Source organism: Coprococcus sp. RTP31081st1_H1_RTP31081_211007, assembly GCF_040227275.1.
Taxonomy (GTDB): domain Bacteria; phylum Bacillota; class Clostridia; order Lachnospirales; family Lachnospiraceae; genus Coprococcus; species Coprococcus aceti.
Map to the genome: position 1 here is coordinate 877,455 of NZ_JBEHVP010000001.1, position 24,854 is coordinate 902,308.

General features: G+C 43.5%; 26 protein-coding genes and 1 riboswitch. All 26 genes read right to left on the minus strand.

All coding sequences use genetic code 11. The features are described from left to right. The 26 genes from ABUA31_RS03835 to ABUA31_RS03960 all read right to left on the minus strand — a co-directional run bounded on the left by ABUA31_RS03835 (position 1) and on the right by ABUA31_RS03960 (position 24,803). On the minus strand, positions 1-1,254 hold the full coding sequence (locus ABUA31_RS03835) for an ATP-binding protein (RefSeq protein WP_349818433.1): 1,254 nt from the start codon (positions 1,252-1,254) through the stop codon (positions 1-3). 182 nt (positions 1,255-1,436) lie between these two features. Beyond that, the gene (locus ABUA31_RS03840; protein ID WP_349818432.1) at positions 1,437-1,826 is read right to left on the minus strand and encodes a hypothetical protein; all 390 of its coding nucleotides are present in this window, start codon (positions 1,824-1,826) and stop codon (positions 1,437-1,439) included. A gap of 40 nt (positions 1,827-1,866) precedes the next feature. Next, positions 1,867-2,912 (minus strand): IS3 family transposase gene (locus tag ABUA31_RS03845; RefSeq protein ID WP_349818431.1). Its coding sequence is split into 2 segments (ribosomal slippage): positions 1,867-2,663 and positions 2,663-2,912, totalling 1,047 coding nucleotides; the frame shifts between segments, so codons are not numbered across the junction. Between the two features lie 546 nt (positions 2,913-3,458). Further along, positions 3,459-4,112: a DNA/RNA nuclease SfsA gene (gene sfsA, locus ABUA31_RS03850; protein WP_349818430.1), complete on the minus strand. Its 654-nt coding sequence runs from the start codon at positions 4,110-4,112 to the stop codon at positions 3,459-3,461. 19 nt (positions 4,113-4,131) lie between these two features. After that, positions 4,132-4,578: a PaaI family thioesterase gene (locus tag ABUA31_RS03855; protein ID WP_055223699.1), complete on the minus strand. Its 447-nt coding sequence runs from the start codon at positions 4,576-4,578 to the stop codon at positions 4,132-4,134. A gap of 53 nt (positions 4,579-4,631) precedes the next feature. Then, positions 4,632-6,119 (minus strand): sodium/pantothenate symporter, encoded by a 1,488-nt coding sequence (gene panF / locus ABUA31_RS03860; RefSeq protein ID WP_055223698.1) that lies wholly within the window; start codon positions 6,117-6,119, stop codon positions 4,632-4,634. Then, the gene (locus ABUA31_RS03865) at positions 6,109-6,384 is read right to left on the minus strand and encodes a YhdT family protein (RefSeq protein WP_173796682.1); all 276 of its coding nucleotides are present in this window, start codon (positions 6,382-6,384) and stop codon (positions 6,109-6,111) included. The genes panF and ABUA31_RS03865 overlap by 11 nt, the downstream gene beginning before the upstream one ends. 202 nt (positions 6,385-6,586) lie before the next feature. Next, a complete protein-coding gene (locus ABUA31_RS03870; RefSeq protein ID WP_022216586.1) occupies positions 6,587-6,862 on the minus strand; it encodes a DUF2442 domain-containing protein in 276 nt (91 codons plus the stop codon). A gap of 34 nt (positions 6,863-6,896) precedes the next feature. Further along, positions 6,897-7,157, minus strand: coding sequence for a DUF4160 domain-containing protein (locus tag ABUA31_RS03875; RefSeq protein ID WP_015533263.1), 261 nt, complete (start codon positions 7,155-7,157; stop codon positions 6,897-6,899). Positions 7,158-7,265: 108 nt separating this feature from the next. After that, positions 7,266-7,757, minus strand: a complete 492-nt coding sequence (locus ABUA31_RS03880) for a hypothetical protein (RefSeq protein ID WP_117548577.1) — start codon at positions 7,755-7,757, stop codon at positions 7,266-7,268. Positions 7,758-8,091: 334 nt separating this feature from the next. Further along, entirely contained in the window at positions 8,092-9,546 is a 1,455-nt protein-coding gene (gene purB / locus ABUA31_RS03885; protein WP_015533264.1) for an adenylosuccinate lyase, read from the minus strand. Between the two features lie 247 nt (positions 9,547-9,793). Continuing rightward, positions 9,794-11,278: an amidophosphoribosyltransferase gene (purF, locus tag ABUA31_RS03890; RefSeq protein ID WP_055143859.1), complete on the minus strand. Its 1,485-nt coding sequence runs from the start codon at positions 11,276-11,278 to the stop codon at positions 9,794-9,796. A 389-nt stretch (positions 11,279-11,667) separates the two neighbouring features. Beyond that, positions 11,668-13,023 carry a phosphoglucosamine mutase gene (gene glmM / locus ABUA31_RS03895; RefSeq protein ID WP_055223692.1) on the minus strand — a complete coding sequence of 452 codons (1,356 nt, stop codon included), beginning with the start codon at positions 13,021-13,023 and terminating at the stop codon, positions 11,668-11,670. 19 nt (positions 13,024-13,042) lie between these two features. Continuing rightward, positions 13,043-13,957, minus strand: a complete 915-nt coding sequence (locus ABUA31_RS03900) for a diacylglycerol/lipid kinase family protein (protein ID WP_349819967.1) — start codon at positions 13,955-13,957, stop codon at positions 13,043-13,045. A gap of 39 nt (positions 13,958-13,996) precedes the next feature. Next, on the minus strand, positions 13,997-14,674 hold the full coding sequence (gene queC / locus ABUA31_RS03905) for a 7-cyano-7-deazaguanine synthase QueC (RefSeq protein ID WP_349818429.1): 678 nt from the start codon (positions 14,672-14,674) through the stop codon (positions 13,997-13,999). Positions 14,675-14,773: 99 nt separating this feature from the next. Continuing rightward, positions 14,774-15,367, minus strand: coding sequence for a GTP cyclohydrolase I FolE (folE, locus tag ABUA31_RS03910; RefSeq protein WP_022216590.1), 594 nt, complete (start codon positions 15,365-15,367; stop codon positions 14,774-14,776). Position 15,368: 1 nt separating this feature from the next. Next, on the minus strand, positions 15,369-16,073 hold the full coding sequence (queE, locus tag ABUA31_RS03915) for a putative 7-carboxy-7-deazaguanine synthase QueE (protein WP_199669315.1): 705 nt from the start codon (positions 16,071-16,073) through the stop codon (positions 15,369-15,371). 62 nt (positions 16,074-16,135) lie between these two features. Then, positions 16,136-16,555 (minus strand): 6-carboxytetrahydropterin synthase QueD, encoded by a 420-nt coding sequence (gene queD, locus ABUA31_RS03920; protein ID WP_055143848.1) that lies wholly within the window; start codon positions 16,553-16,555, stop codon positions 16,136-16,138. Between the two features lie 201 nt (positions 16,556-16,756). Beyond that, positions 16,757-18,244, minus strand: coding sequence for a threonine synthase (gene thrC / locus ABUA31_RS03925; RefSeq protein WP_055223684.1), 1,488 nt, complete (start codon positions 18,242-18,244; stop codon positions 16,757-16,759). A 236-nt stretch (positions 18,245-18,480) separates the two neighbouring features. Next, positions 18,481-19,341 (minus strand): 3D domain-containing protein, encoded by an 861-nt coding sequence (locus ABUA31_RS03930; protein ID WP_055143847.1) that lies wholly within the window; start codon positions 19,339-19,341, stop codon positions 18,481-18,483. 309 nt (positions 19,342-19,650) lie between these two features. Further along, positions 19,651-20,619 (minus strand): tRNA dihydrouridine synthase DusB, encoded by a 969-nt coding sequence (gene dusB, locus ABUA31_RS03935; RefSeq protein ID WP_022216595.1) that lies wholly within the window; start codon positions 20,617-20,619, stop codon positions 19,651-19,653. Between the two features lie 48 nt (positions 20,620-20,667). Continuing rightward, positions 20,668-21,435, minus strand: a complete 768-nt coding sequence (locus ABUA31_RS03940) for a type III pantothenate kinase (RefSeq protein ID WP_015533274.1) — start codon at positions 21,433-21,435, stop codon at positions 20,668-20,670. Positions 21,436-21,472: 37 nt separating this feature from the next. Next, positions 21,473-21,838, minus strand: a complete 366-nt coding sequence (locus tag ABUA31_RS03945; protein ID WP_015533275.1) for a DUF6145 family protein — start codon at positions 21,836-21,838, stop codon at positions 21,473-21,475. 8 nt (positions 21,839-21,846) lie between these two features. Then, positions 21,847-22,602, minus strand: a complete 756-nt coding sequence (gene dapB / locus ABUA31_RS03950) for a 4-hydroxy-tetrahydrodipicolinate reductase (RefSeq protein ID WP_022216597.1) — start codon at positions 22,600-22,602, stop codon at positions 21,847-21,849. 212 nt (positions 22,603-22,814) lie between these two features. Next, complete coding sequence (dapA, locus tag ABUA31_RS03955) at positions 22,815-23,699, minus strand: 4-hydroxy-tetrahydrodipicolinate synthase (RefSeq protein WP_349818428.1); 885 nt, start codon at positions 23,697-23,699, stop codon at positions 22,815-22,817. Positions 23,700-23,786: 87 nt separating this feature from the next. Next, a riboswitch (Lysine riboswitch) is annotated at positions 23,787-23,959 on the minus strand. A 211-nt stretch (positions 23,960-24,170) separates the two neighbouring features. Next, positions 24,171-24,803 carry a single-stranded DNA-binding protein gene (locus ABUA31_RS03960; RefSeq protein WP_015533280.1) on the minus strand — a complete coding sequence of 211 codons (633 nt, stop codon included), beginning with the start codon at positions 24,801-24,803 and terminating at the stop codon, positions 24,171-24,173. Positions 24,804-24,854: the final 51 nt, after the last annotated feature.

The following is a 24,854-nucleotide window of genomic DNA, read 5'->3' on the forward strand; positions in this document are numbered from 1 at the left end:
CTAAAACTCCAAACTATCCTCATTGAGCAGAAAATATTTCATGCCCATGAACACGAATCCTTCCTCATTTCTCCAAGGCTTTTTCGTTCCATTCACTATAACAATCTTCTTAAATGAATCCGGAATATTTCGGAATGAATTAAGTTCCTGCGTCTGCTTTTCCTCAGAGGTCATATCATAAGCCACCTGAATGTAATATCTCTGACTGCCCTGGTTCACTACAAAATCAACCTCTAATTGCTTATGAACCCTCTTTCCTTCACTATTCTTTGCAAATACATCCACAATACCAACATCCACATTGTAACCACGCACAAGCAGCTCATTATAAACAATGTTCTCCATAATATGAGTCGGCTCCTGCTGTCTGAAGTTTAGTCTGGCATTTCTAAGTCCTATATCCGAAAAATAGTATTTCAGATTGGCTCCTACATATTTTCTCCCCTTAATATCATACCGGTCCGCTTTAGAAATCAAAAATGCCTCTGTCAAATAATCAATATGATTGGATATAGTTTTATTGCTGTAATTGATCCCTCTCTCACTTTTGAAAGTATTTGATATTTTTGTTGGATTGGTAGGTGCTCCTATGGCAGAAGCAAGAACGTCCACCAAAGTTCCAATCTCATCAACATTTTGAATTCTGTTTCGCTCTACCACATCCTTGATATAAACATTGGTAAAAATATTTTTAAGATACTCAGCCTTCTGGCGTTCTACAGAAAATTGTGCCACTTGTGGTAAACCACCGTATATCATATATTCTTCCCAAGCATCATCATAATCTCCATCATAAGCCGCATAGAACTCTGCAAAAGACAACGGATAAATTCTTATCTCATCTCCTCTGCCTCTAAATTCAGTTACAATGTCACTAGATAAAAATTTAGAATTACTGCCGGTTACATACACATCAATGTTACTGATACGAAGCAAACTGTTCAGCACTTCCTCAAATCGTGGCATAAACTGTACTTCGTCCAAGAGCAGATAATACTTCCGGTCATCTTCCACCCGCTCTTTAATATGCTGATAACACTTCTTTGGATCTCTCAGCTCCTCATTTTCAATGCCATCTAAAGCAATTTCAATGATGTGGTCATTATCTACACCATTTTCCAATAAATATTTCTTAAACAACACAAATAACAGGAATGATTTGCCGCATCTCCTGATTCCCGTGATAATCTTAATCATTCCGTTATCTTTTCTTATCTTTAATTGTTCAAGGTATGAGTCTCTCTTAATCTCCATAGTATCACTCCTTGTTTTTGTGCGTTGCACGAATTTTGGCAATGTTATTTTACCACTAAATTATTTTTACTTCAATAAACATTACTATTTTTTGTGTATTTGCACTTTTTTATGTAATAAAAAAACAAAAAAGGTATTGTCCATGCAAAACAACGCTACATAACACAATACCTTTTTCATATTTACTTCATACTTGTCCCAATATTCACTAATTCTTCTGATAATTGTTCTGCGAACAAATCATTTTCTGCTAAACCCTTAATATTAAAATATCCCAAACTATCTTCTAAGACTATCTTCACCTTTCTACAATCTCTCTTTATGCCGATAACCTCAATATTCAACTTTGAAACGTCAAATTCTTTAGCCTTTTTCATTAAGTTTTGCATATAATATTGTATTTCAGAACAACTCTTTTCACCACTGTTTACATTTCTTTTACCAGTCACACTCTCTGAAAACGACATAATAATATCTATTTTGTAATATTCCAAGTTTTCTAATGATTCTTGAATTATTGAAGAATCATAGTTTGCTAATATATAATCTTTTATAGCTATTGTTGTGGTCAAGCTTTTTTGTAACACTACGACCTAAATTCTGCCACAGGGTTTATGCAACCCCGTAGCGTGCCTCGTAATGCTTTTTGTAATTATTATAAGAATGCGGACGTACATGATTATATTGTACATACGCAAATTCTTCGATAGCTGTGTAGAGCTCATCTTCTGTATGATAATAATGCTGGTAAATAAGATCATTTTTCAACGTATTGAAATATCTTTCCATAGGAGCATTGTCATATGGATATCCTGCTTTGCTCATACTTTGAGTAATACCGAGTTTCTCACAAAATTCGGTGAACTCTTTTGAAGTGTACTGACTTCCTTGATCTGAATGAACCAGAAGCTTACTTAAATCGATTCCAGGTTGGGAATGAATAGCCTTCTCTAAGGTCCTTTTCGTTAAATCAGAGGTTATATTTCTATCAGTTATGCTTGCAATAACACTTCGGTCATGTAAGTCAAGAATAGTACAATTGTAACGCTTGCTGCCATCTGTCAAAAAAAGATAAGTAAAATCTGTACACCATTTTTGGTTGATCGCATCTGCATGAAAATCCTGATTCAGTTTGTTCTCATATACTTTATGCGCAACACCATGTTCGTACTCCAGTTTATTATTCCTGGAGATTGAGAACAACTGCATTTCGGTATTCATATATTTGTGAACCGTTAAGCGACTGATATCGTGTCCTATACGAATCAGATACGCATGTATGGTTCTATGACCACCAACTCTGCCATGAGAGTGATATATTTTTCGAATAGAGTTTTTGATTTCATCCTTCTTTTGATGATAATCAGCTTTTCGATTTCCTTCGCAAAGAATGCCGCTGCTTTTTTTAGGAAGTCATTTTCCTTTTGAAGTTCTGCAAGCTGCTTTTTGAGCTGAAGATTCTCCTTCATGTAATCATAATCGGCTTTGGTTTCTTCGTTAGCTTGGCATTCTTCACGGAATTGATTTGTCCAATTTGAGATACTTGCATGCGATACTCCGTATTCTGCTGCAGGACCTTTGAGGGATCTTCCCTCTTCAAGATGAAGACGAACAATCTTCTTAAATTCTGGTTCATAATGTTGATTCATCTGTAACATACCTCGTTTCCTCCTAAGATTATATCTTATTAGGTCGAGCTGTTACAACTATGTTATATCACAACATGTCTTGAAATAATTTCATCTATTTTTGTCACATATTTCTCACCAAAGCTACTTATATCTTCTAAATCACTTACCATCTACGACAGCCTGCCATGATCTGCACACACAAGCCTTCAAGTGGTGGAGCTCCCCTATTCGGTAGGCGGTTAACCTTCACCACAGGAGTTTGTAGCCTGTGTTTACACAGAAAATCCATTTATGGAAATCTATCAAGGAGGTTTTTGCTTATGCTTACAACAGAGCTTTTTATAGCCATTATCAGCTTATGTCTTACTTGCTTTAATCTTGGTTATGCCGTTGGCTCTAAGAGCAAGAATAAGGCAAAAAAATAACCGCCCAGCCTGGTAAACTGTGAGCAGTTATTTTATACCATTCATATATCAAGGCTAACCGTCTATCGGTAGCACCTTTGGGTATTATACTAGCATTTAGCAGCTTGCATATCAAACGTATATTTGCTTATCATTTTCACCTATCTCACTACTCCACTATCTCCAGCTCATCCCGTGTAACCCGGCATGTGAGATTTAACACCTCCACACCGGCAGCCTTCGCCTCATAGAAAGTCTCCGCGAACTCCATGTGTATTTCCGCATTTGGCCTGACCTCAGTTATCCCTGTCATCGGAATGACAAATGCAACATAGCATTTATATCCCTCGGAGACCGCCTTCATCAGCTCCCGCAAATGCCTGACTCCCCTGTCGGTGGGTGCATCCGGGAAATATCCTATCCCATCAATCTCCTGAGTGCAGCCCTTGACCTCCATGAGATACTTCGTGCCATCCTTTTCCATATAGAAATCAATCCTGGAATCCCCGTATACATACTCCGGCTTTATAAAGTCATAATCCTTAGTTTTAAGCCATTCCAAAACCACCTTATTCGGCACCTGACTGTCCACGTTTACCCAGCCAAGCTTTGGATCCTCCACCGCTATGAGATCGTATTTCGTCTTGCGGTTTGGATTTGCAGACTTCTCAAGGCTGACCGTGTTCCCCGGTATCAGCAGACAGCTAAGCCTCCCTGTGTTCTTTACGTGCACGGTCTCTGTAACTCCGTCTATCTCCACATGGGCTGTGAACCTGTTTGGCCTTTCTACGAACTTGCCTGAGATAACATTTGTATATTTCACCTTGCCTTACATCTCCCATCTATTCCACAACAGAACGGTTCATCATGTAGAATGAGAACCTTGCCTTGTCTACAAGCTGTCCCTTGTCATCGTAAATATTTGCCTCGTACAGTGACACCTTCTTGCCCTGGCGGATCTCCATTCCCTCGCATATGAGATACTCCGTGTTCATAGCCGGAGCTATATATGTCATGGTTCCATCTATAGTTGAAGAAAACTTTCCGTAGGTACATGCTGCGATCCCGCTCACTATATCCGCAAGTGAGTACAGGCATCCACCATGCACAGAACCATATGGATTCAGGACATCCTCTGTGACCATCATCTTGCCCTTCACATATCCAAGGCTCATATCGGCCAGCTCTATCTTCAGGTTCTGGACATAGATGTTGTCCTTGTTAAACCTTATCAGCGCCTGTTTCACATCCTCGGACATAGCTTTTTTGTTGTCGTTTATCTCATTCATGCTTCATTTTACCTTTCAACTCTATTTTCATGTTCATACATCCTGCGCACATATCAAAAGCACTTGTCTAGAATATCCGGATCAAGTCCTTTTCTTCCCGTTACAAATCCAATTCCAAAGTACAGCACCGCACCTACCATCAGTCCCCACACGACCGCATTTATCCCAGCGATCTTGATAAAATACGTTGCAAATATATATGTTGCGATTGCGCCTACGCTGCTGCACACCGCCGCCTGCTTAGTTCCCTTCTTCCAGAACAGACCTCCCACAAGGGGCCAAAAGAATGTGCATTCAAGTCCGCCAAATGCAAACATATTGAGCATGAAAATTATATCCGGCGGATTGATCGTGAGAACCATCACCACCACGCCGAGCAACATCGTAAGTATCGTGCTCACCAGCTTGACATTCTTGTCGTATTTCTCATTTTTCACCGGATCATCACCCACCACGTAATTCTTCCACAGATCCTTCACTATAGCTGCTGTGGCAAGTATGAGGAGCGAATCCGCTGTCGACATGACTGCTGCCATCGGCGCTGCGAGGAATACCGCTGCTATTCCAGGCGGCATGATCTTCTGTACTATATATGGTATAAAATAATCCGAAGTTGGAAGATTGTCCGTATCGACAAGTGCGCCAGCCCATGTTCCTGCAAGATGCATTCCCACGATCACAAAGCTGCATGTGAGAACTCCGATCCACATCGCTCTGTGCATGCTCTTCGTATCCTTAAATCCCATGGCGCGCACAGCAGTCTGGGGAAGCCCCAGCGTTCCAAATCCCACAAGCACCCAATAGCTGAGCAGCCCTCCTGGCGTGTATTTCGAGAAAATGTCATCGTATACCTCCGGCAGATTTGTCTGAAGACCGGCATCTATCGCTGCAAGACCGCCCCCGCTCCTTAAGACAAAGAATATAAACAGGAATGTTCCGATACACATTACTATTCCCTGAATCGTGTCAGTTATGACAACCGCACTGAATCCGCCGATGGCTGTGTACAATATCACGACTGTGCCAAATATCAAAAGTGAAGTCACATGATCCATTCCCGTTATGGATGCTATAAGTGTGGCCCCTCCCGTAAACTGACTTATCATCTGTGCTATGAAGAAAACTATAAGTCCAAGGCTCGTGATGACCACCAGCGCATCGCTCTTGTATCTCGCCTTGAAGTAGCCCACCACTGTCACAGCGCCCGTTCGTCTGGACACTATCGCAAGCTTATTTCCAAGTACACCTAGTACCAGAAATGTGACCGGGACCTGGATAGCAGCTATCCACGCCTGTGCATATCCATATGTAAGACCTGCTGCACCCGGCCCTGATATAAATGAACTTGCGGAAGTGTATGTCGCCATGATCGTCATAGCTAGGACGATTCCGTTCATATTTCTTCCGCCTATGAAATACTTCTTCTCGGACGTTGTGTGCAGACTTTTCTCCGCCCTTCTGCTATAGACAAAGCTCACCACAATATTGAATAACAGATATCCGAGAAAAACCGATAAGATCAATATCTGATTACTGTTCATTTTCACCCTCACTCTCATCCTCTTCATATTGGAAATCTACGAACACAAACTTAAGCAGCCAGAATACCCCGATCACCGCAAGCACCACTGTTCCAAGCACCGAAACCACAAACCACGCCGGCATATGGAACACCGTCCCCCCGGTGCCATTTAGCAGGAACGCGGTTAGCACATGCCATAAAAAACATATAAATACCACAAGCAGCGTCGCTTTGATCTCTTTTATGCACTGCCTGTGCTGTTCTTCCTTTGTCAGTTTCATCATAATAATATATCCCCTTATATTTCATAAATACATCGAACAATGCTCATTATATCACGCTGATCAGTTTTTTCATAGTTGCCCCGACAGCCACCCAAATCCTGTGCATATACAAACTCTGTATTATTGTCTGCACAAAAAAACTGGCGCACAGACGTTTCGTCCATACACCAGCTATTTATAGTTTACTGTATACCGATTTATGTTACGCTATTTTCTCTTTAACATTTTCCAATTCATATAACGTATCCGGATCAATATCCAGACATTTTGATGTATCCCTCGTTCCTGTCACATCCCATGCCAAAGTTCCATTCAAAATTGTACATGAATTCAAAAAGAAATCTTTGTCTCTAAGCGGTTCAAACACTTTCTTATCCAGTAGTGGTTTTGCGTCATAACATACAATTTTGCCATCCTCAAAATACACATATACTGTATAATCATCAAATGGAACCACTTGCACTATATCATATATCATGCCAATTCCCCCTCTCTGTATAGTATATAAATTTTTAAATCAATGGATTTATTCTGTTTAATGGCAAACCATCCTTCGATAATTCCCAATTCTGCATTAACTCATCTTGATGAATTACGCACCATGCAAGTATGAGCTTTAACTGCCTTGAAGGCAATGCACCTTTTATAACCCGTGCTTCATTTATATCTATTATAGCTTTATTTCCGTTATATTCTGCATGAAAATGTGGCGGATTATGATCATCATAATACATAGTTATTCTGATTCCATAAAACAGTGATATTTCTGGCATACTATCAACCTCCAATTATTATTGATAATATTATACTATATCATTCCAAGGCTGTTCAATAACTATCATGACTATATCAAAAGATAACCTAAGTAGATTTAGTCTTTTCTAAAACAGCATACACACCCCGGCGACCACAGCGCAGATAGGAATATATATAATAAAGTGCATAACATGCATCTTCATATTGTATCCGAACATATGAGGTCCCACAACTCCCTTGACCTCCGGATAATAACGTGGGAAGAAGTTTGAATGACAGAGCAGCACCCAGTCAAAGAAACCTATATCATAGATCTCCATCACATACATTATCACTATGAATCGCGCGAAGAACTTCCAGTAGCCGAAATCATGCCGTACGCCATCCCACACGCTAAGCACGATAGCTCCTATAAACAGCAGAAGTGCAACTACTTCTATACACCAACCAACCGCATGAGCTCCGCGAAATCTCTCTTTTCTGTCAGGAATCACCGCCAGATTCTCCTTCGGTGCTGTGCTCATAAATCTCTTATCCTGTACAAATGCGACCATTCCGTACAGAAGAAGGAAATAGGCCACCATAACAATTACCGCCGCAACTATTGTCACCAACATCTCTTTTGCCCCTTTAACACTCTTTTGTATTAATTTTTAGGTTAGTTTTCGCTAACCATACTAACACATCTATTTCCAAATGTAAACCTTAGAATGTACCTATTCGTACCTTAGCAAATGCAAATCTAATGAAATTACGACAAGAATTTTTATGCGTAGAATTGAGCTGTCTGTCAGTCCATGTAATCCGCATTCCGCCGCAAAATGACACCCATTCAATATATAAAAAGCGCCGGCACATAAGCTTGTTGATATGTCCATGACAGAACAGACATATCAACACTGCAAATGCGCCAGCGTCATCTTTACTCTATATATTTTTTAATTCATATCTTTATACATTGATCTCCGCAGTAACACCGAGGATATCCTTGTTCTCATCGAGGATAGGCTGAATGACCTCTGCAAGGAACTCTCTTGTCTGCTCAGGAGCACGACCTACGAAGTTCTTTGGCTCAAGGATAGATACGATCTCCTCCTTTGTCATACCAAAATCAGGGTCTGCTGCGATACGGTCAACGAGATCATTCTCTCTTCCGTACTTCTTGACCTGCTCACCAGCAAGCATTGAGTACTCTCTGATTTTCTCATGAAGCTCCTGACGGTTGCCGCCACGCTTAACAGCATCCATCATGATATTCTCTGTTGCCATGAATGGAATCTCCTTCATGAAGCACTGATAGATAACCTTGTCATATACCACAAGACCATCAACAACGTTCAGGTACAGATCAAGGATTCCATCAACTGCGAGGAATGCCTCTGGAACTGAGATACGCTTATTTGCTGAGTCATCCAGTGTTCTCTCAAACCACTGTGTTGCGGCTGTGATAGCAGGATTGAGCGCGTCGCACATTACATAATTGGCAAGTGATGCGATTCTCTCACTTCTCATTGGATTCCTCTTGTATGCCATAGCTGATGAACCAATCTGGTTCTTCTCAAATGGCTCCTCTATCTGCTTTAAGTGCTGGAGAAGTCTGATATCATTTGAGAACTTGTGTGCACTCTGTGCGATGCCTGAGAGCACATTAAGAACTCTTGAGTCGACCTTTCTTGAATATGTCTGGCCTGATACAGGATAGCACTCAGCAAATCCCATCTTCTCAGCGATCTTTCCATCTATCTTTCTCACTGTCTCGTGATCTCCTCCGAAGAGCTCAAGGAAACTTGCCTGTGTTCCAGTTGTTCCCTTTGATCCGAGAAGCTTCTGCTGGCTGATCATGTACTCTATATCAGAGAGGTCAAGGAGCAGCTCCTGCATCCAGAGTGTTGCACGCTTGCCGACTGTCGTTGGCTGTGCAGGCTGGAAATGTGTAAATGCAAGAGTTGGAAGATCCTTATACTGATCTGCGAACTTTGCCAGCTCATTTATAACATTGATGAGTTTCTTTCTGACAAGCTTTAATGCCTCTGTCATAACGATAACGTCTGTGTTATCGCCTACATAGCAGCTTGTTGCTCCAAGGTGGATTATTCCTGCTGCCTTAGGGCACTGAACACCGTATGCATATACGTGGCTCATTACGTCGTGACGAACCAGCTTTTCTCTCTCTCTGGCAACATCATAGTTGATGTCATCAGCGTGAGCCTTGAGCTCCTCGATCTGCTCATCTGTGATTCTTGGATTGCCGTTCTCGTCCTTGAGACCAAGCTCCTTCTCTGTCTCAGCAAGAGCTATCCACAGCTTTCTCCATGTCTTAAACTTCATATCAGGTGAGAAAATATACTGCATTTCCTTACTAGCGTATCTTTCACACAGTGGGCTTTCGTACTTGTCCTTACTCATGTCTTTACCTCTTTCTTCCTGTAGTCTCCCGCATCTGCCAGCTGACAAATGCTTTTATATCTTATCACACAACTATTATACATGGGTTTCAGATTATTTCCATGCTTTTTTTGCATAAACCAGAAATTCGGAATCAATATCTGCTTTTCCGCTGATATGATTCCGAATTTTTACTTTATTGTCTTCCGACAAGTGCGCACTTTCGTGCGCTATCACCAGGACTCCTCCCGCTTACGCGGGCCCCTCCTCATGATATAATGTGAGACTCCGATCCTCTCTTGAAATCCTCGTGGTCACCTCTGATGTCCTCTGTAGGCGGTTTCATAGGATATTGGCCGCTGAAGCATCCATGGCAGTACTGTCTTCCGCCTGAGAGCTCCGGAAGTCTCTCCATCTTCAGGTACGCCAGAGAGTCGGCGCCTATGATCTTGCATATATCATCTACAGACCTGTTGTATGCTATGAGCTGTTCTCTGTCCGGAATGTCAGTTCCAAAGTAGCATGGATACAGGAATGGAGGTGAACTGATCCTTACATGGACCTCTGTCGCTCCTGCCTCCCTGAGCATGCCAACTATTCTGTCACTCGTAGTTCCACGAACTATAGAGTCATCTATCATTATGACACGCTTGCCATTTACAGCCTCCTTAAGGACGTTCAGCTTAACACGCACGCTGGACTCTCTCTGGCTCTGCTGTGGCTTTATGAATGTTCTTCCCACATATCCATTCTTGACAAATGCCGTTCCATATGGAATACCCGATTCAAGTGAATAGCCCATGGCCGCTGCATTTCCCGATTCAGGAACGCCAACTACCACATCAGCGTCAACCGGGCTGTCCTTTGCAAGGCATCTTCCGGCTGTGATACGCGAATCGTACACAGACATTCCATCTATGACTGAATCAAGTCTCGCAAAGTATATATACTCAAATATACATCTTGCATGCTGCTCCTGGCACATGTTCTTGTACGACTGGATTCCATACTCAGGTGATATGGTTACAACCTCTCCAGGCTCCACATCCCTGACAAATTCGGCACCTATTGTATCGAGCGCACAGCTCTCAGATGCCAGTATGTATGCGTTATCACGCTTTCCTATACAAAGCGGTCTGAAACCAAATGGATCTCTGGCTCCAATAAGCTTTCTAGGACTCATGATGACAAGTGAATATGATCCCCTTACTTTCTTGAGAGCTCTAGTGACAGCCTCCTCAACGGAACCGCACTTAACTCTCTCCCTGGCTATATGGTAAGCTATTACCTCAGAATCAATTGTAGTCTGGAATATAGCGCCTGTGAGTTCCAGCTCACGTCTAAGCTCAGGAGCATTTACCAGATTGCCGTTGTGTGCAAGTCCCAGAGTTCCCTTTACATAATTGAGAACCAGTGGCTGTGCATTCTCTATAGTGCTGGCACCGGCTGTTGAATATCTCACATGACCCACGCCGATATTTCCCTTTAGCTTGCTCAGTGAATCAGGTGTGTACACCTCATTCACAAGACCCATGCCCTTTAAGGAGCTGACCTTGCCCTTAGGACCAGCAGTGTCTGACACCGCTATACCGCAGCTCTCCTGCCCACGGTGCTGCAATGCAAACAGACCATAATAGATCGTGTTCGCCACATCATTTCCATCGAAATCATAGATACCGAAGACTCCGCACTCCTCGTGCATCTCGTGCATCTCGTCCTCGTCATAATAATGGGATCTTAAACATTCGTTCATAAATATATGCCTCTCATGTTATATTATTGTAACTGTCACGGCCACATAATTCTCATCGTATGTCTGGTAACAGTCATATCTTTCACCACATAAAACTTTATCTGTTTTACCACAACATGTCAACAGATAAATTCTATCATTTTTAGGATTATACCCCACTTTTTTCATGCATTTTCACCAACAGCAGTATGTTTCGCAAGTATTTATCTATTTAAACTTGAGAAAATCCACATCTCTCTGTCACAACCTCGCCTCACCGGTCGCGCTGTGCTTCTCTCCTGACGCGGCAGGTTACCACATAGTCCTTCCGGCTTCCACCTGGAATTGAAAAAAGCCCAAAAGATACAAATTTTACGTACTTTGTATCTTTTGAGCTTTTATACCACTCTCTACTCCACTGCGTATCCCTTTGCCTTTATGAGATCCACCATCTTGTATACATACTTCTCACACAGCTCATCTGTGGCTGCCTCGACCATAACTCTGATGACAGGCTCTGTACCGCTCTGTCTGAGAAGAAGTCTTCCGTCGTCTCCAAGCTCTGCTGCTATCTCATCGTTCAATTTCAGCACATCAGCATCGTTCATGACTGCATCCTTGCTTGAAACTTTGACATTCACAAGGAGCTGTGGATATATCGTCAGGCTGTGGAACAGCTCTGAGAGCTTGACCTTACGTCCAAGTATAGTCTCCATGATCATCAGTGAGGTGAGGACACCGTCACCGGTTGTTGCATACTTGGAGAAGATGATATGTCCTGACTGCTCGCCGCCGATGGAATGTCCATGCTCCATCATATTTTCGAACACGTACTTGTCACCGACTGCCGTCTTCTCATAGTTGATGCCCTTCTTGTCAAGTGCTTTGTAAAGTCCAAGGTTGGACATGATAGTTGTGACGATGGTATTGTTGTTCAGCTCGCCCTTATCCTTCAGATAACGACCGCAGACATAGAGTATCTTGTCTCCATCCACGATCTCGCCCTTGTCGTCCACTGCAAGACACCTGTCCGCATCACCATCAAATGCAAATCCCACATCAAGTCCCTTCTCCTTGACAAATGCCTGAAGCTTTTCAATGTGTGTTGAACCACAGTCCGTGTTGATGTTTGTTCCATTTGGTTCATTGTTGATGACATATGTCTTTGCTCCGAGAGCGTCATACACCGACTTTGCAACCAGATATGACGCACCATTTGCACAGTCAAGACCAATTCTCATTCCCTTGAAAGGTCTGGTAGGAATCGTGAGCAGATAACCTATATATCTGTTTCTTCCCATTGTGTAGTCGGTGGTCTTACCGATGCTGTCCTTCTTTGCAAATGGTATCTCGCCAAGCTCACCGTCTATATACTGCTCGATCTCATTCTCGATGGCAGCCTCAAGCTTGTAGCCCTGACCATTGATTACTTTGATTCCATTGTCATAGTATGGGTTATGGCTGGCTGAGATCATGATACCGCAGTCAAAATCACCTGTGCGGACTATATAAGACACACTAGGTGTAGGTGTTACATGCATCAGGTATACATCAGCTCCGCTGGCTGTAAGTCCCGCAACCAGAGAATACTCGAACATGTAGCTTGAAAGTCTCGTATCCTTTCCGATGACGACATGAGCCTTTCCATCCTCATGCTGCTTGCCATAGTAGTAGCCAAGGTATCTTCCAACCTTATAGGCATGCTCCACTGTAAGGTCTACATTTGCCTCGCCTCTGAATCCATCTGTTCCAAAATATTTACCCATTGTAAAATCCTCGATTCTATTATTCTATAACCTCATCCTGTTCGCTTTCCTGAACGACCAGAAGATCTATCGCTCTCCTGTGGATGTGTATCTTGGTCTCCTTATATTCTCCGCCGAACTCACCATCACATGTCCATGCAACCGGATCCTCTGCATCAAACTTGACCCTGTGAGCCCTGAATGAAACCATGCTCCTCTCATTCACATCACCTGTAAGGAGTGCCCTGACCACTCTCTCCAGATCAGCCGGTGTCTTCATTGTCCTTATCAGTACTCCCTCAAAAAGTCCGTCATCGAACTCAACTCCTTTTCGGGTTATACTCTTAAACCCTCCAACGGATACCGAGTTGGACACCATACCGAATATAAACTCGCCTTCCTGCTCGTCCCCGTCTATTGTAGCCTTCATCTTGTAAGATGGTACATTTGCCAAGCTTTTTATCCCCTGCAATACATATGCCGCATGTCCAAATATATTCTTCATATTCTGCGGCGTTGCATATGATGTATCTGAGAACATTCCAAAAGCTGCGACATAAACAAAGTTCTTGTCGTTCAGACTTCCTATATCTATGGAGAACGGCTCTGCCTTCACTATCATCTCAGCCGCCTCTACCGTCTCTCTCGGTATGTCCATGCTCCTTGCAAAGTCATTGGTGGAGCCACACGGAATATATCCAAGTGGAACCCTTATCCCGCTCTTCATATATCCTGTAACTGTGTTGCCCAGGGTTCCATCGCCCCCCGCACATACGATCACATCGTAGTTTGCACCTTCCTCCTGAACAATTCTCTCTGCGTCATCTGCCGATTTCGTAAGATATGTCCTGACCGCATAATCGTTATTGCAGAACACTTCCAGCACATCCACCAAAGAATTCTTCAGAGTAGTCCTACCCGCTTTGGGATTCATGATGAACAGCATATTCTTCATACTTTCAATAACACAACCTTTCCCTTTGATACTGCTTATTTACTTGTGATCCTCCTTGTACTTCATGTACAGATCATACCCCTTCTTGCGGAGCTTGCATGATGGACAATGTCCGCAGCCCTCGCCCTTGATGCCATTGTAACATGTGAGTGTCATATCTCTGATAACATCCAGTCCGCCCAGCTCATCAGCCATCTTCCATGTCTCCATCTTATCGATCCACATCAATGGTGTTATTATATCAAACTCGTAGTCCATTGCAAGGTTAAGTGTTGTATTTAACGATTTGATAAATATATCCCTGCAGTCCGGGTATCCTGAGAAGTCACTCTGGGACACTCCTGTTATTATATCAGATATTCCCCTCTGTTTGGCAAATATTGCTACAAATGTAAGAAATAGCATATTTCTTCCATCGACAAATGAATTCGGCGTGCCCTCCTCAGGTGCATTTTCGTCAACCTTCATATCTGTTCTTGTCAGTGAATTTGGCGCAAGCTGATTCAACAGGCTCATGTCGAGTATGTGATGCTCCACTCCGAATTTGTCCGCGATCTCCTTAGCACACTCAAGCTCTAACGCATGTCTCTGTCCATAGTCAAATGATACGGCGTACACTTTCTTATACTTCTTGAGTGCCCACAACAGACACGTTGTGCTGTCCTGTCCTCCACTGAATACTACAACTGCCTCATCCTTATTCTTCAAATTCTGCATAATCTCATCCTCCATATATAATCAAATATGATATTCCAGGCCGCATTATAACAGTCCCGTATAAACCAATTCCCCATTATCAATTCAGTGTATCGATGACTATCTTCCCGCATTGTACATCATCAGCAACTTGTTCTGCAGAGCTGTGTCGCTCTCAAATCTTCCCCTGAGAGTGGTCGTCATGGTCTTGCTTCCCGGTTTCTTGATGCCCCTTGCCGTCATGCAGCTGTGATGTGCCTCTATCATGACCGCCACGTCCTCAGTTCCAGCAGCCTTGGATATGACGTAGGCTATGTCCGAGCCTATCCTCTCCTGGAGCTGAAGTCTCTTCGCCACCATATCCGCAATCCTCGCTATCTTAGAAAGTCCGAGCACTCTTCCATTTGGAATGTATGCGACTGACACCTTCATGTCGTACATAAGCGCCATGTGATGCTCACAGTAGCTGAACACCTCTATATCCTTGACAAACACCATGTCACCGGCCTGCCTTGCCACTCCGTCCTCAGCAAATGTCTTGCCGAACATCTCGGCCAGCTCGTCATTGGTGTAGTTCATTCCCTCAAATACTTCCTCGTACATACGCGCAACCCTGTCAGGAGTCTCTACAAGTCCCTCCCTGTCAGGATCATCTCCAAGGGCAATCAATATTCCTCTTACGTGTTCCTTTATAGCCTCTTTATCTATCGCCATCTTATACACCTCTTTCTTCCGGATCCCAAATGAACTTGTGAAGCTGTAACTGAAGCTTCACATCATTCATATCGTTCTCGATCATAAAATCCACTATATCCGCAGGATCTATGCTGCCATACACAGGACTGATGAATACTCTCGTCTTCTCATCCAGCGCATACTCCCTAACTATCTCAAAACATTTTTCCAGATCCTCCTGTGAACCGACCACAAATTTCACCGAATCATTCTTGTCTATATAGTTATAATTTGCAAGGCACATGTCATTCTCCATGCCGCTGGATGGACATTTGTAATCCAGCGTGTACGATACATTTCCCCCAAGAGCCTTGAACTCTGCGATATCCACACTTCCATTTGTCTCGATCTCGACCCTTACATCATCCTCCAGCTCAAATGCAAGGAGCAACTTATCTATGTCCTTCTGTATCAGCGGTTCCCCACCTGTCAGGGTTACATTCTTCACCTTTGTTCTTCTGACATAATCGATGATCTCATCCTCTGTGAGTTCCTCGTAAGGAACGCCTGCCTCATTTGCCCACTTGGTATCGCAGTAACCGCAATCAAGATTGCATCCCGCAAATCTTATGAACACGGCAAGTTCTCCGGCTCTTGCAGCCTCACCGTTGATACTTATAAATCTCTCTACTACTCTGTATGTGCTCACGACTGTATTTCCTTTCTCCCGGTGTATATTCTCCATTCTCTCACATCTTCCAGATTTTTAGACCTTCCAGCTTCTCACCGGAATCCTATCATATATATTTACTCACAATAAGAAGCCACGTTGTTCGGTGTCTCATACACACTTGCCTCTATGACCTTGTAGCCCCGGCCTGCCATCTCATCGTATATATACTTTGCGAAGTTCTCAGCAGTAGGTCTGAAATCAACCTTCACGATTCTCAGATTTTCCGCTAACAGCGCATCCTCCGTCGCCTGCTTCAGGCTTCCCGTTTCCATGATAAGGCTGTGGTCAAAGTGATCCGCAATCTCCTTCAGATCCTTCTTCAGATTGGAGAAATCAACCACCATTCCTCTGTTCTGTGTATCGCTCTCAAGAGTCTCCGCACCGACCTTGATCTCCACCGTCCATCTGTGTCCGTGGATATTGCTGCATTTGCCGTCATAATCTTTCAAAAAATGGGCGCTGTCAAAACTTGCCTTTGTCTTTAACTTATACATAACTCCTCCTATAAGCATCCAACTGTTCACCACAAAAAAAGACCAGAATAGGACATTCTGATCTTCTTATGTCCTAGTTTTGTTTAGTGACAGGATGGTACTAATGAACTGTCAATCTATAATATTGTATTTATGCTTTATTCGTATATTATATCTGCCTATTTCCTATCAGATATACCAGCTTATGTCTCTTACTATGCTTTAGATATTAAGGAATCCCTTAACCTCTGCAAGCATATCCTCCTTGTCACATACTGTGTCGTGGAGAACCTTTGCTGATCTGATATCCTCTATAGCCTGAGGTACCTTTACACCTGAGAGCTTCTCAAGCTCGTCGACAAGCTCAAAGTCTGTCTTGGAATCATACTCAGGGTCTATAGCGTTCATAACGCTTCTTGTGAACTTGTATGGGCTTGCTGTTGACGCGATGACTGTAGGTGTCTTATCTCCTGTCTCTGCCACATACTTTTCATATACTGTAGCTGCAACTGCTGTATGTGTATCGATGATATAATCATCTGACTCATATACCTTTTTGATGGTAGCTGCGGTCTCTGCCTCTGTTGCATATCCACCATAGAACTCAGCAAGCTTTGCCTTCATATCGTCTGTGATGGTGTACACTCCATCTGTTGTGAGTTCTTTCATAAGCTCCGAGTTCTTCTCAGCATCATTTCCGGCGATCTTGTATATCAGTCTCTCAAGGTTGCTTGAAATGAGGATATCCATCGATGGTGATGTTGTGAGTATGAACTCTCTGTTTCTATCGTATGTTCCTGTCTGGAAGAAATCAAACAGAACCTTGTTGTCATTTGATGCGCAGATGAACTTTGCGATTGGAAGTCCCATCTCCTTGGCATAGTATGCTGCAAGGATATTACCAAAGTTACCTGTTGGAACGTCCACGTTGATCTTGTCGCCTGCCTTGATGGTTCCGTCTGCAACAAGTCTTGTGTAAGCGTATACATAGTATACCATCTGAGGGACAAGACGTCCGATGTTGATTGAGTTTGCTGATGAAAACTGATATCCCTTCTCATCCATGTACTTTGCAAGCTCTGCATCTGAGAACATCTTCTTTACGCCAGTCTGAGCGTCATCGAAGTTTCCTGTGATACCTACAACAAATGTATTATCTCCCTTCTGGGTAACCATCTGCTTCTCCTGAATAGGGCTTACACCGTGCTTTGGATAGAACACGATTATCTTTGTTCCAGGAACATCTGCAAATCCTGCAAGGGCAGCCTTACCTGTATCACCTGATGTTGCTGTGAGGATGACAATCTCATTCTTTACGCCATTCTTCTTTGCTGATGTTGTGAGAAGATATGGAAGGATTGAAAGTGCCATATCCTTGAATGCTATTGTTGATCCATGGAAAAGCTCAAGATAATATGCTCCTGCCTTATTCACAAGTGGTGCTATAACCGGTGTATCAAACTTTGAATCATATGCTGAATCTATACAATGCTTAAGCTCAGCCTCTGTGAAGTCTGTGAACATAAGCTTCATAACCTCGTATGCAACCTGCTGATAGTTCATCTTTGCAAGGTCTTCCAGAGACACATCAAGTGCTGGTATAGAATCTGGTACAAAAAGGCCCCCCTCATTAGCAAGTCCCTTAAGTATAGCCTGTGATGCTGTTGCTGTCTCATTTGCATTTCTTGTGCTTCTGTAGATAAGTTCCATTTGCCAATCTCCTTAATAAATATATTTAAACATTTCGTTATGTACTAAACTCAAGAATCACCTGTATTCTTACAAATAATCGTGTGCATTATAACACAGCATTTTATAAAAAACAAGCTATAGCCCGCCTCATTCATGCGACTTTTCCAACACTTTCCCAACACTTATCTCACTGCATTTAAAAACCCGCCTTACGGCGGGTCTTTAATATATCTGTATACAATTTCTGCTTTTTATTACTTTACATATACATCATAGTAGCCTGTTGCGAAGTTAAGAGCTGCCTGATGGTTTGAGAAGTAGATATCAAGATGATTGCCATTGATAGCTCCACCCCTGTCCTGAACTGTGTATGTATGACCATCAACTATAAGCTCTGTACCAAATGCAAAGTTACTTGGCGCTGCACATGTCACACCCTCGACTGCAGGTGCGCCTGAAGCTGTTGTCGGGTTATCCATGTTGCTGTATTCACCGCAGCAGATTGGACATGGACAATATGCCGTAATCCAGAATGTTCCGAGATATGTACCTGATGTCTCACCATTCACATAGATAACCTTGTCATCAGGAAGTCCATCTGTTGACTTCTCTGTTGATGGATCAACTGATATCTGATCGTCAGGAAGTCCTGCTGCTGACTTATCCTTATCCTTAACCTTCATCTGTGTGGTAGGCTCTGACTTTGTTGTATCTGCTGCCTGCTGTGCAGCCTCTGTTGCACGAGCCTCTGTTGTGCTCTCCTGAACTCCACCGCTTATGGCTGAAGTCTTCTTAACTGTCTTCTTGCTTGAGAGGGCTACTGAACCAGTCTTGTTGACATCTGACAGAGTACCATCTGCCAGTGCAACTGATGATGTTGCCTCTCCATAGTCTGCTGTGTTGTCTGCGTATAATGTATTACCTGCTGCTGCTGCGATCGACACTCCCTTGCCCTTGGATGAAACCATGCTGTCATCTGATGCGATAACTGCGTATGATGAAAATCCAACTGCCAGGAGTACTGCTCCTATGCTAATCTTCTTTACGTTCCTTTTCAGTGATGTCTTCATTAGTTTCTGTGATTTCATACGTGATGAATCTGAAAACTTTTGCATAACCTTTTCTCCTTAATTTCTTTACGGTTTCAGAATTGTTACAAAACCGTTAAAATTTAACTCATGACGCTATTATAATCTCTGTCAAAAGAAAGGTCAAGCAAAGTGGATATTTTTGTAAATCATGCACAACTCGCATAAAATCTTTAATTCCGTTAATGTAAACATGCAACATTTTAAAATGCTATTTTTGTGCATATTTTACATTTTAGTACCGTAACATTTTTGAAACAAATCAGCATCTTGTATATTTTTACTTTAGAGTTTTTAATAAAATCTTTGTTTTCTGTTACATTTTTTGTTTTTATGTTAACTCACAATGACTTTTTCAGGTGCGCTGTCAGCCCATCTACAGAGCAGTTCCTCAAGCTCCTCGTAAGTCTCAACCTGGTTCACATTGCTCCTGAGCTTTGCCGAATCATACATTCCGACTGAGTACCATGCCACGTGCTTTCTCATCTCATGGATACCTGTGTACTCACCCTTGAACTCAACCATGAGTCTCGCATGTCTCAGCATCATATCCTTCACTTCATATATGTCAGGCTTGTCCGGCAGCTCGCCATGCTCGTAGTAGTATTTCATATCGCGGAATATCCACGGGTTGCCCCTCGCACCTCTTCCTATCATAAAGCCGTCACAGTTCGTCTGCGCCCTCATGTCTATGATGTCCTGAGGAGTGTTTATATCGCCATTGCCAATGATCGGGATGATGCACGCCTCCTTCACCCTGGCTATGACGCTCCAGTCCGCATGTCCCTGATAATACTGCTGCCTTGTCCTTCCGTGCACCGCCACAGCGGCAGCCCCGCTCTCCTGGGCTATATGTGCTATCTCAGGCGCATTTATATGCTCTGAATCAAATCCGCTTCTTATCTTGATGGTCAGCGGTATACTTATAGCTTTTGCCATGGCCTCGACTATCCTTCCAACAAGAACCGGATCCTTCATCAGCGCAGATCCCTCTCCATTGTTGACCACCTTCGGCACAGGGCAGCCCATATTTACATCTATGAACGAATAACCGTTGCTCTCTATCCTCTTTGCCATCTCCGCCATGATCTCAGGATCAGAGCCAAAGAGCTGCAGCCCAAATGGCTTCTCCCGCTCATCCATAGCCAGAAGCGGCTTCGTGTTCTTATTTTTATAATATATCGCCTTGGCGCTCACCATCTCGCTGTACAGGATATCACAGCCCTGTTCCTTGCATAAAAGACGAAATGGCTGGTCACATACACCAGCCATCGGCGCCAGGATCAATTTATCTCTGAAATCCATAAATTTCTCCATTGCTTCTATAATAATATATAATTTGCAAAATTCGACTTATTTCTGCTTGTCCATGATAAGTCTGAGTCCGTGAAGTGTGAGATCCGGATCATACACATCTATGCAGTCCGTGTTCTCATATATCATCTTTCCAAGTCCGCCGGTAGCCACGACCTTCATGTTGTCGTATCCTGACTCCTTGCGCATTCTCTTCACTATATACTCTGTCTGGCCAATATAGCCCATGCACACACCGGCCTGCATACTGGATATCGTGTCCTTGCACAGTATCGTCTCAGGCACCTTTATCTCTATCTCAGGAAGCTTGGCTGTTCCCGTCCACAGAGCATTTGCAATAAGCCTTATACCCGGCGATGTGACCTCAGCCTCAAACACGCCATCGGCATTGATGAGGTCGTACGTTGTGGCAGTTCCAAAGTCCACCGTGAGAACCGGTCCGCCATACATATGATAAGCCGCAACTGCGTCAACTATTCTGTCAGCTCCAAGCTGCTTCGGGTTTGGCAGCGCTATATTGATCCCCGTCTTTATTCCCGGCTCAACTATGAGTGGTGTTATTCCAAAATATTTCTTTATGCCATTCACCAGGGAATGCATGATCTTCGGAACAACCGAAGCGATTATAACTTCATCTATAACATCAGTTGACAACTGTCTCATTCTGAGCCAGTCGCACAGAAATACTCCGTACTCATCCGATGTTCTCGATATCCCGGTGGTCATCCTGAAGGTCTTCTCCAGGCGTTCTCCGTCAAACAGTCCTATCGTAATATTTGTATTTCCAGCATCAATAGCAAATAACATGCCCTTTTTTCCTTCCTGATCTTCCAATTATTTTATATCATTCATTTACAAGACTGTTAATGTCAACACCCTGTATAAATATCTTATAGAACAGCTCCAGACTCTGGAACAGCTCCTTCTTTTCATTCTGCAGCTTCTTGACCTTGAGTCCGCATCCTATGTCGTCAAATAACAGGTCATCCTCAAGTGCCCTCGTCTGTATCTTCAGATTGCCGGCGTCGTCAAACACCAACATAAATATTCCTCCGACCTCCTGTGTAAACGCTCCACACATGGCGTGAAGCTCGTCCTTTATCTCATCAGGAAGCTTTGAAAATTCCTTGTTCAGATAAAACTTCTGATTATATATCGAGCTGGCGCACAGAACAAGCTCGCCATCCTCTGTCCTGGTTGAAATCTCCATAACCGCTCCTATCCTATAACGTCCGCCATATCATACATTCCTGCAGGCTTGCCCTTGAGGAACTTTCCTGCCTCAACAGCACCCTTTGCAAATACTGACTTGGAGTATGCAGTGTGCTTGAACTCTATAACCTCATCAATACCTGCAAATATCACCTCATGCTCTCCAACTATAGTGCCGCCTCTGACAGCAGAGATTCCGAGCTCCTTCTTATCTCTCTTCTTTCTCACCTGGCTTCTGTCGTACACATACTCATACTGCTCATTGCATGCCTCATTGATTGAATCAGCAAGAGCAAGAGCTGTTCCGGATGGAGCATCCACCTTCTGGTTGTGATGCTTCTCAACTATCTCTATATCATATCCGGCTGGTGAGAATACCTTCGCAGCATCCTTCAGAAGCTTCATGAGTGTATTGATTCCCAGTGACATGTTCGCTGACTTGAGTATGGCAACCTTTGCACTGCACTCCTTTACCTTTGCAAGCTGCTCATCTGAGAGACCTGTTGTGCAGAGAACTATAGGAGTCTGTGTCCTCACACCGTAATCGAGGAGCTTGTCAACAGCTACAGCCGCTGCAAAATCTATGATGACATCAGCCTCGACATCGCAGGCATCTATATCTGTAAATACCGGATATCCGTTATCCCTGTTGTCCACAACATCTATTCCCGCTACGATCTCGGCATCAGGATCGCCTGCAACGATACCTGTTATTACCTGTCCCATCTTTCCATTGCAACCATGCATTATGATCTTTACCATGTCTGTCTATCCTCCATATATATAAGCTTTGTCATTTGTTGTCGTCTTTTGTGTGGTCTATGCACGCTGACATGCGCATATATTTCAACATGTACTCCATTTTACACATTTGCTGTCCATTGTGCAACGTTTATATCCACCTCGGCAAATAAAAATGTCTGCAGCCAGTTGAGACCGCAGACATCTGTATTGTTTCTATGATAATTACAGTCCTAGAGAACTCCGTACTCTTCCATTGCCTTCTTGAGCTTCTCCACGTTCTGTGGCTCCATCTCAGTGAGCGGCATTCTCATTGTTCCATCACACATACCAAGAAGCTCTACAGCCTTCTTGACAGGTATTGGATTGACCTCGCAGAACAGTGCGTTGCAGAGGTCGATGGCCCTAAGCTGAAGATCAAGGCTTCCCTGAACATCTCCGTCAAGATATTTCTGAACCATATCGTGTACGTCCTCAGGGATTATATTGGCTGTTACTGAGATAACTCCCTTTCCGCCAAGTGAGAGAAGAGGTACAACCTGATCGTCATTTCCTGAGTAGATATCTATGCATCCCTTTGAAAGACTTGCAAGCTTTACGACCTGGCTTATATTACCTGAAGCTTCCTTGATACCGACAATGTTCTCAACGTTCTGTGCAAGATATACTGCTGTCTCCGGCTGGATATTGCAGCCTGTACGTGATGGCACATTGTAAAGGATTATAGGCACATTTACTGAATTTGCAACGGCTGTGAAGTGTGCGATGAGGCCCTTCTGTGTAGCCTTGTTGTAATATGGTGTAACCACGAGCAGACCGTCCACTCCGTAGCTCTCTGCCTCTGTTGAGAGATATATTGCTGTTGCAGTACAGTTTGAACCTGTTCCTGCTATTACCTTTATTCTGTGATCAGCGAACTCTACACACTTCTTCACGCACTCAAGATGCTCCTCGTGTGACAGTGTTGAAGCCTCGCCTGTTGTTCCGCAGATAACTATGGCATCCGTCTTGTGTGCTATATGAAACTCCACGAGCTCCTTGAGCTTATCATAATCCACATCTCCATTTTCAAGAAATGGTGTTACAAGTGCAACTGCTGAACCGGTAAAAATTGACATATTGTCGTCCTCCTTAAAAATAAATAGTCGATACAATATAGCATAAAAATGGGCTGGCAAAAAGCCAACCCATAAAAACATCTCATTCTTACAAGTAGCTCTCCATCCTCAGATGACAGTCATACAGTTCTTAACTGCACAACCAGCAACAGATCCTGTGGAATATCCATCACTTCGGCGGTCTTCCCTTTCGTCAGGCATCTTCTGCATCCACATGCATCAGCCTGCTTAATCATTAATCCCGCGCCTCTACTATATTGTATTCAGTTTAATCTTAGATAGTGCTACTATATCACCGCATCCAGGCCATGTCAACCATATATTTTACTGCGTGCTTCACAAGGATTCCTCCCACTGACGTGGGTCCCTCCTTATGAAATGTTGTGCAGGCGCATTCCTATGCGCTTTGCGCGGCGCCTGCGTGCTTCACAAGGGTTCCTCCCACTGACGTGGGCCCCTCCTTATGAAATATCATTCAAGACATTCCATCTTGCTCACAGACACCTCGTATGCCACCTTGCTGATCACCTGGTCATTGTCGATACGCTTCTGATACTCCCTGCTCTGGATCCTTCCCCAGATGGCCACATGCTCTCCTACCTGGAGTTTTCCGGCAAATCTCGCATTTCTGCCCCAGCAGATACATGGTATGTAATCGCTCTTGCCGTATGCTCTGTTGACCGCCAGCAGCACATCCGCGATCTCCCTTCCAAGGGGCGTCATCCTGTACACAGGTGCCTTACATATGTAACCGTCAAGATAGATCTGATTTGGTCTGTTCTCCTCCTCAGCATCATCCTCGTCGATGGTCTCGATCTCTCTCACAAACACAGACAGTATAAGGCGGTTTCTGGTCTCCTCATGCTTGTTGTATGACCTGAACTGTCCCTTTGCCATGATGCGCTCCCCTATGTGGGATTCGTTCACATCGAACAGTCTGTCAGACACCATGAGCGGAATAGTATCGTAAGCATCGCTGAGTCTGCTGACGATGAGATCCACCATATAGAAGCCCTCGCCAAATATCTCGTGGCTGAACACGAACTCTGATGCTATCTCTCCTGCCACCACTACCTGATTGTTGTTTAATGTTTTTTCAGTCATATTTTCTCCCTCCGTTATAACAAACTTTTGCATACTTTAAAAGTTATGCCA

Excerpts from the sequence above, each read along its gene's own strand:
- ABUA31_RS03940 (WP_015533274.1), bottom strand. The coding sequence starts at position 21,435 with ATGTTATTTGCTATTGATGCTGGAAATACAAATATTACGATAGGACTG.
- ABUA31_RS03945 (WP_015533275.1), bottom strand. The coding sequence starts at position 21,838 with ATGGAGATTTCAACCAGGACAGAGGATGGCGAGCTTGTTCTGTGCGCC.
- queD (WP_055143848.1), bottom strand. The coding sequence starts at position 16,555 with ATGTATAAGTTAAAGACAAAGGCAAGTTTTGACAGCGCCCATTTTTTG.
- thrC (WP_055223684.1), bottom strand. The coding sequence starts at position 18,244 with ATGGAACTTATCTACAGAAGCACAAGAAATGCAAATGAGACAGCAACA.
- purF (WP_055143859.1), bottom strand. The coding sequence starts at position 11,278 with ATGAACGAATGTTTAAGATCCCATTATTATGACGAGGACGAGATGCAC.
- queC (WP_349818429.1), bottom strand. The coding sequence starts at position 14,674 with ATGCAGAATTTGAAGAATAAGGATGAGGCAGTTGTAGTATTCAGTGGA.
- ABUA31_RS03900 (WP_349819967.1), bottom strand. The coding sequence starts at position 13,957 with ATGAAGAATATGCTGTTCATCATGAATCCCAAAGCGGGTAGGACTACT.
- panF (WP_055223698.1), bottom strand. The coding sequence starts at position 6,119 with ATGAACAGTAATCAGATATTGATCTTATCGGTTTTTCTCGGATATCTG.
- ABUA31_RS03855 (WP_055223699.1), bottom strand. The coding sequence starts at position 4,578 with ATGAATGAGATAAACGACAACAAAAAAGCTATGTCCGAGGATGTGAAA.
- ABUA31_RS03835 (WP_349818433.1), bottom strand. The coding sequence starts at position 1,254 with ATGGAGATTAAGAGAGACTCATACCTTGAACAATTAAAGATAAGAAAA.
- purB (WP_015533264.1), bottom strand. The coding sequence starts at position 9,546 with ATGAGTAAGGACAAGTACGAAAGCCCACTGTGTGAAAGATACGCTAGT.
- ABUA31_RS03930 (WP_055143847.1), bottom strand. The coding sequence starts at position 19,341 with ATGCAAAAGTTTTCAGATTCATCACGTATGAAATCACAGAAACTAATG.
- queE (WP_199669315.1), bottom strand. The coding sequence starts at position 16,073 with ATGGAGAATATACACCGGGAGAAAGGAAATACAGTCGTGAGCACATAC.
- ABUA31_RS03960 (WP_015533280.1), bottom strand. The coding sequence starts at position 24,803 with ATGACTGAAAAAACATTAAACAACAATCAGGTAGTGGTGGCAGGAGAG.
- ABUA31_RS03875 (WP_015533263.1), bottom strand. The coding sequence starts at position 7,157 with ATGCCAGAAATATCACTGTTTTATGGAATCAGAATAACTATGTATTAT.
- glmM (WP_055223692.1), bottom strand. The coding sequence starts at position 13,023 with ATGGGTAAATATTTTGGAACAGATGGATTCAGAGGCGAGGCAAATGTA.
- ABUA31_RS03865 (WP_173796682.1), bottom strand. The coding sequence starts at position 6,384 with ATGATGAAACTGACAAAGGAAGAACAGCACAGGCAGTGCATAAAAGAG.
- dapB (WP_022216597.1), bottom strand. The coding sequence starts at position 22,602 with ATGGTAAAGATCATAATGCATGGTTGCAATGGAAAGATGGGACAGGTA.
- ABUA31_RS03870 (WP_022216586.1), bottom strand. The coding sequence starts at position 6,862 with ATGATATATGATATAGTGCAAGTGGTTCCATTTGATGATTATACAGTA.
- dusB (WP_022216595.1), bottom strand. The coding sequence starts at position 20,619 with ATGGATTTCAGAGATAAATTGATCCTGGCGCCGATGGCTGGTGTATGT.
- folE (WP_022216590.1), bottom strand. The coding sequence starts at position 15,367 with ATGGCGATAGATAAAGAGGCTATAAAGGAACACGTAAGAGGAATATTG.
- ABUA31_RS03880 (WP_117548577.1), bottom strand. The coding sequence starts at position 7,757 with ATGTTGGTGACAATAGTTGCGGCGGTAATTGTTATGGTGGCCTATTTC.
- dapA (WP_349818428.1), bottom strand. The coding sequence starts at position 23,699 with ATGTCAATTTTTACCGGTTCAGCAGTTGCACTTGTAACACCATTTCTT.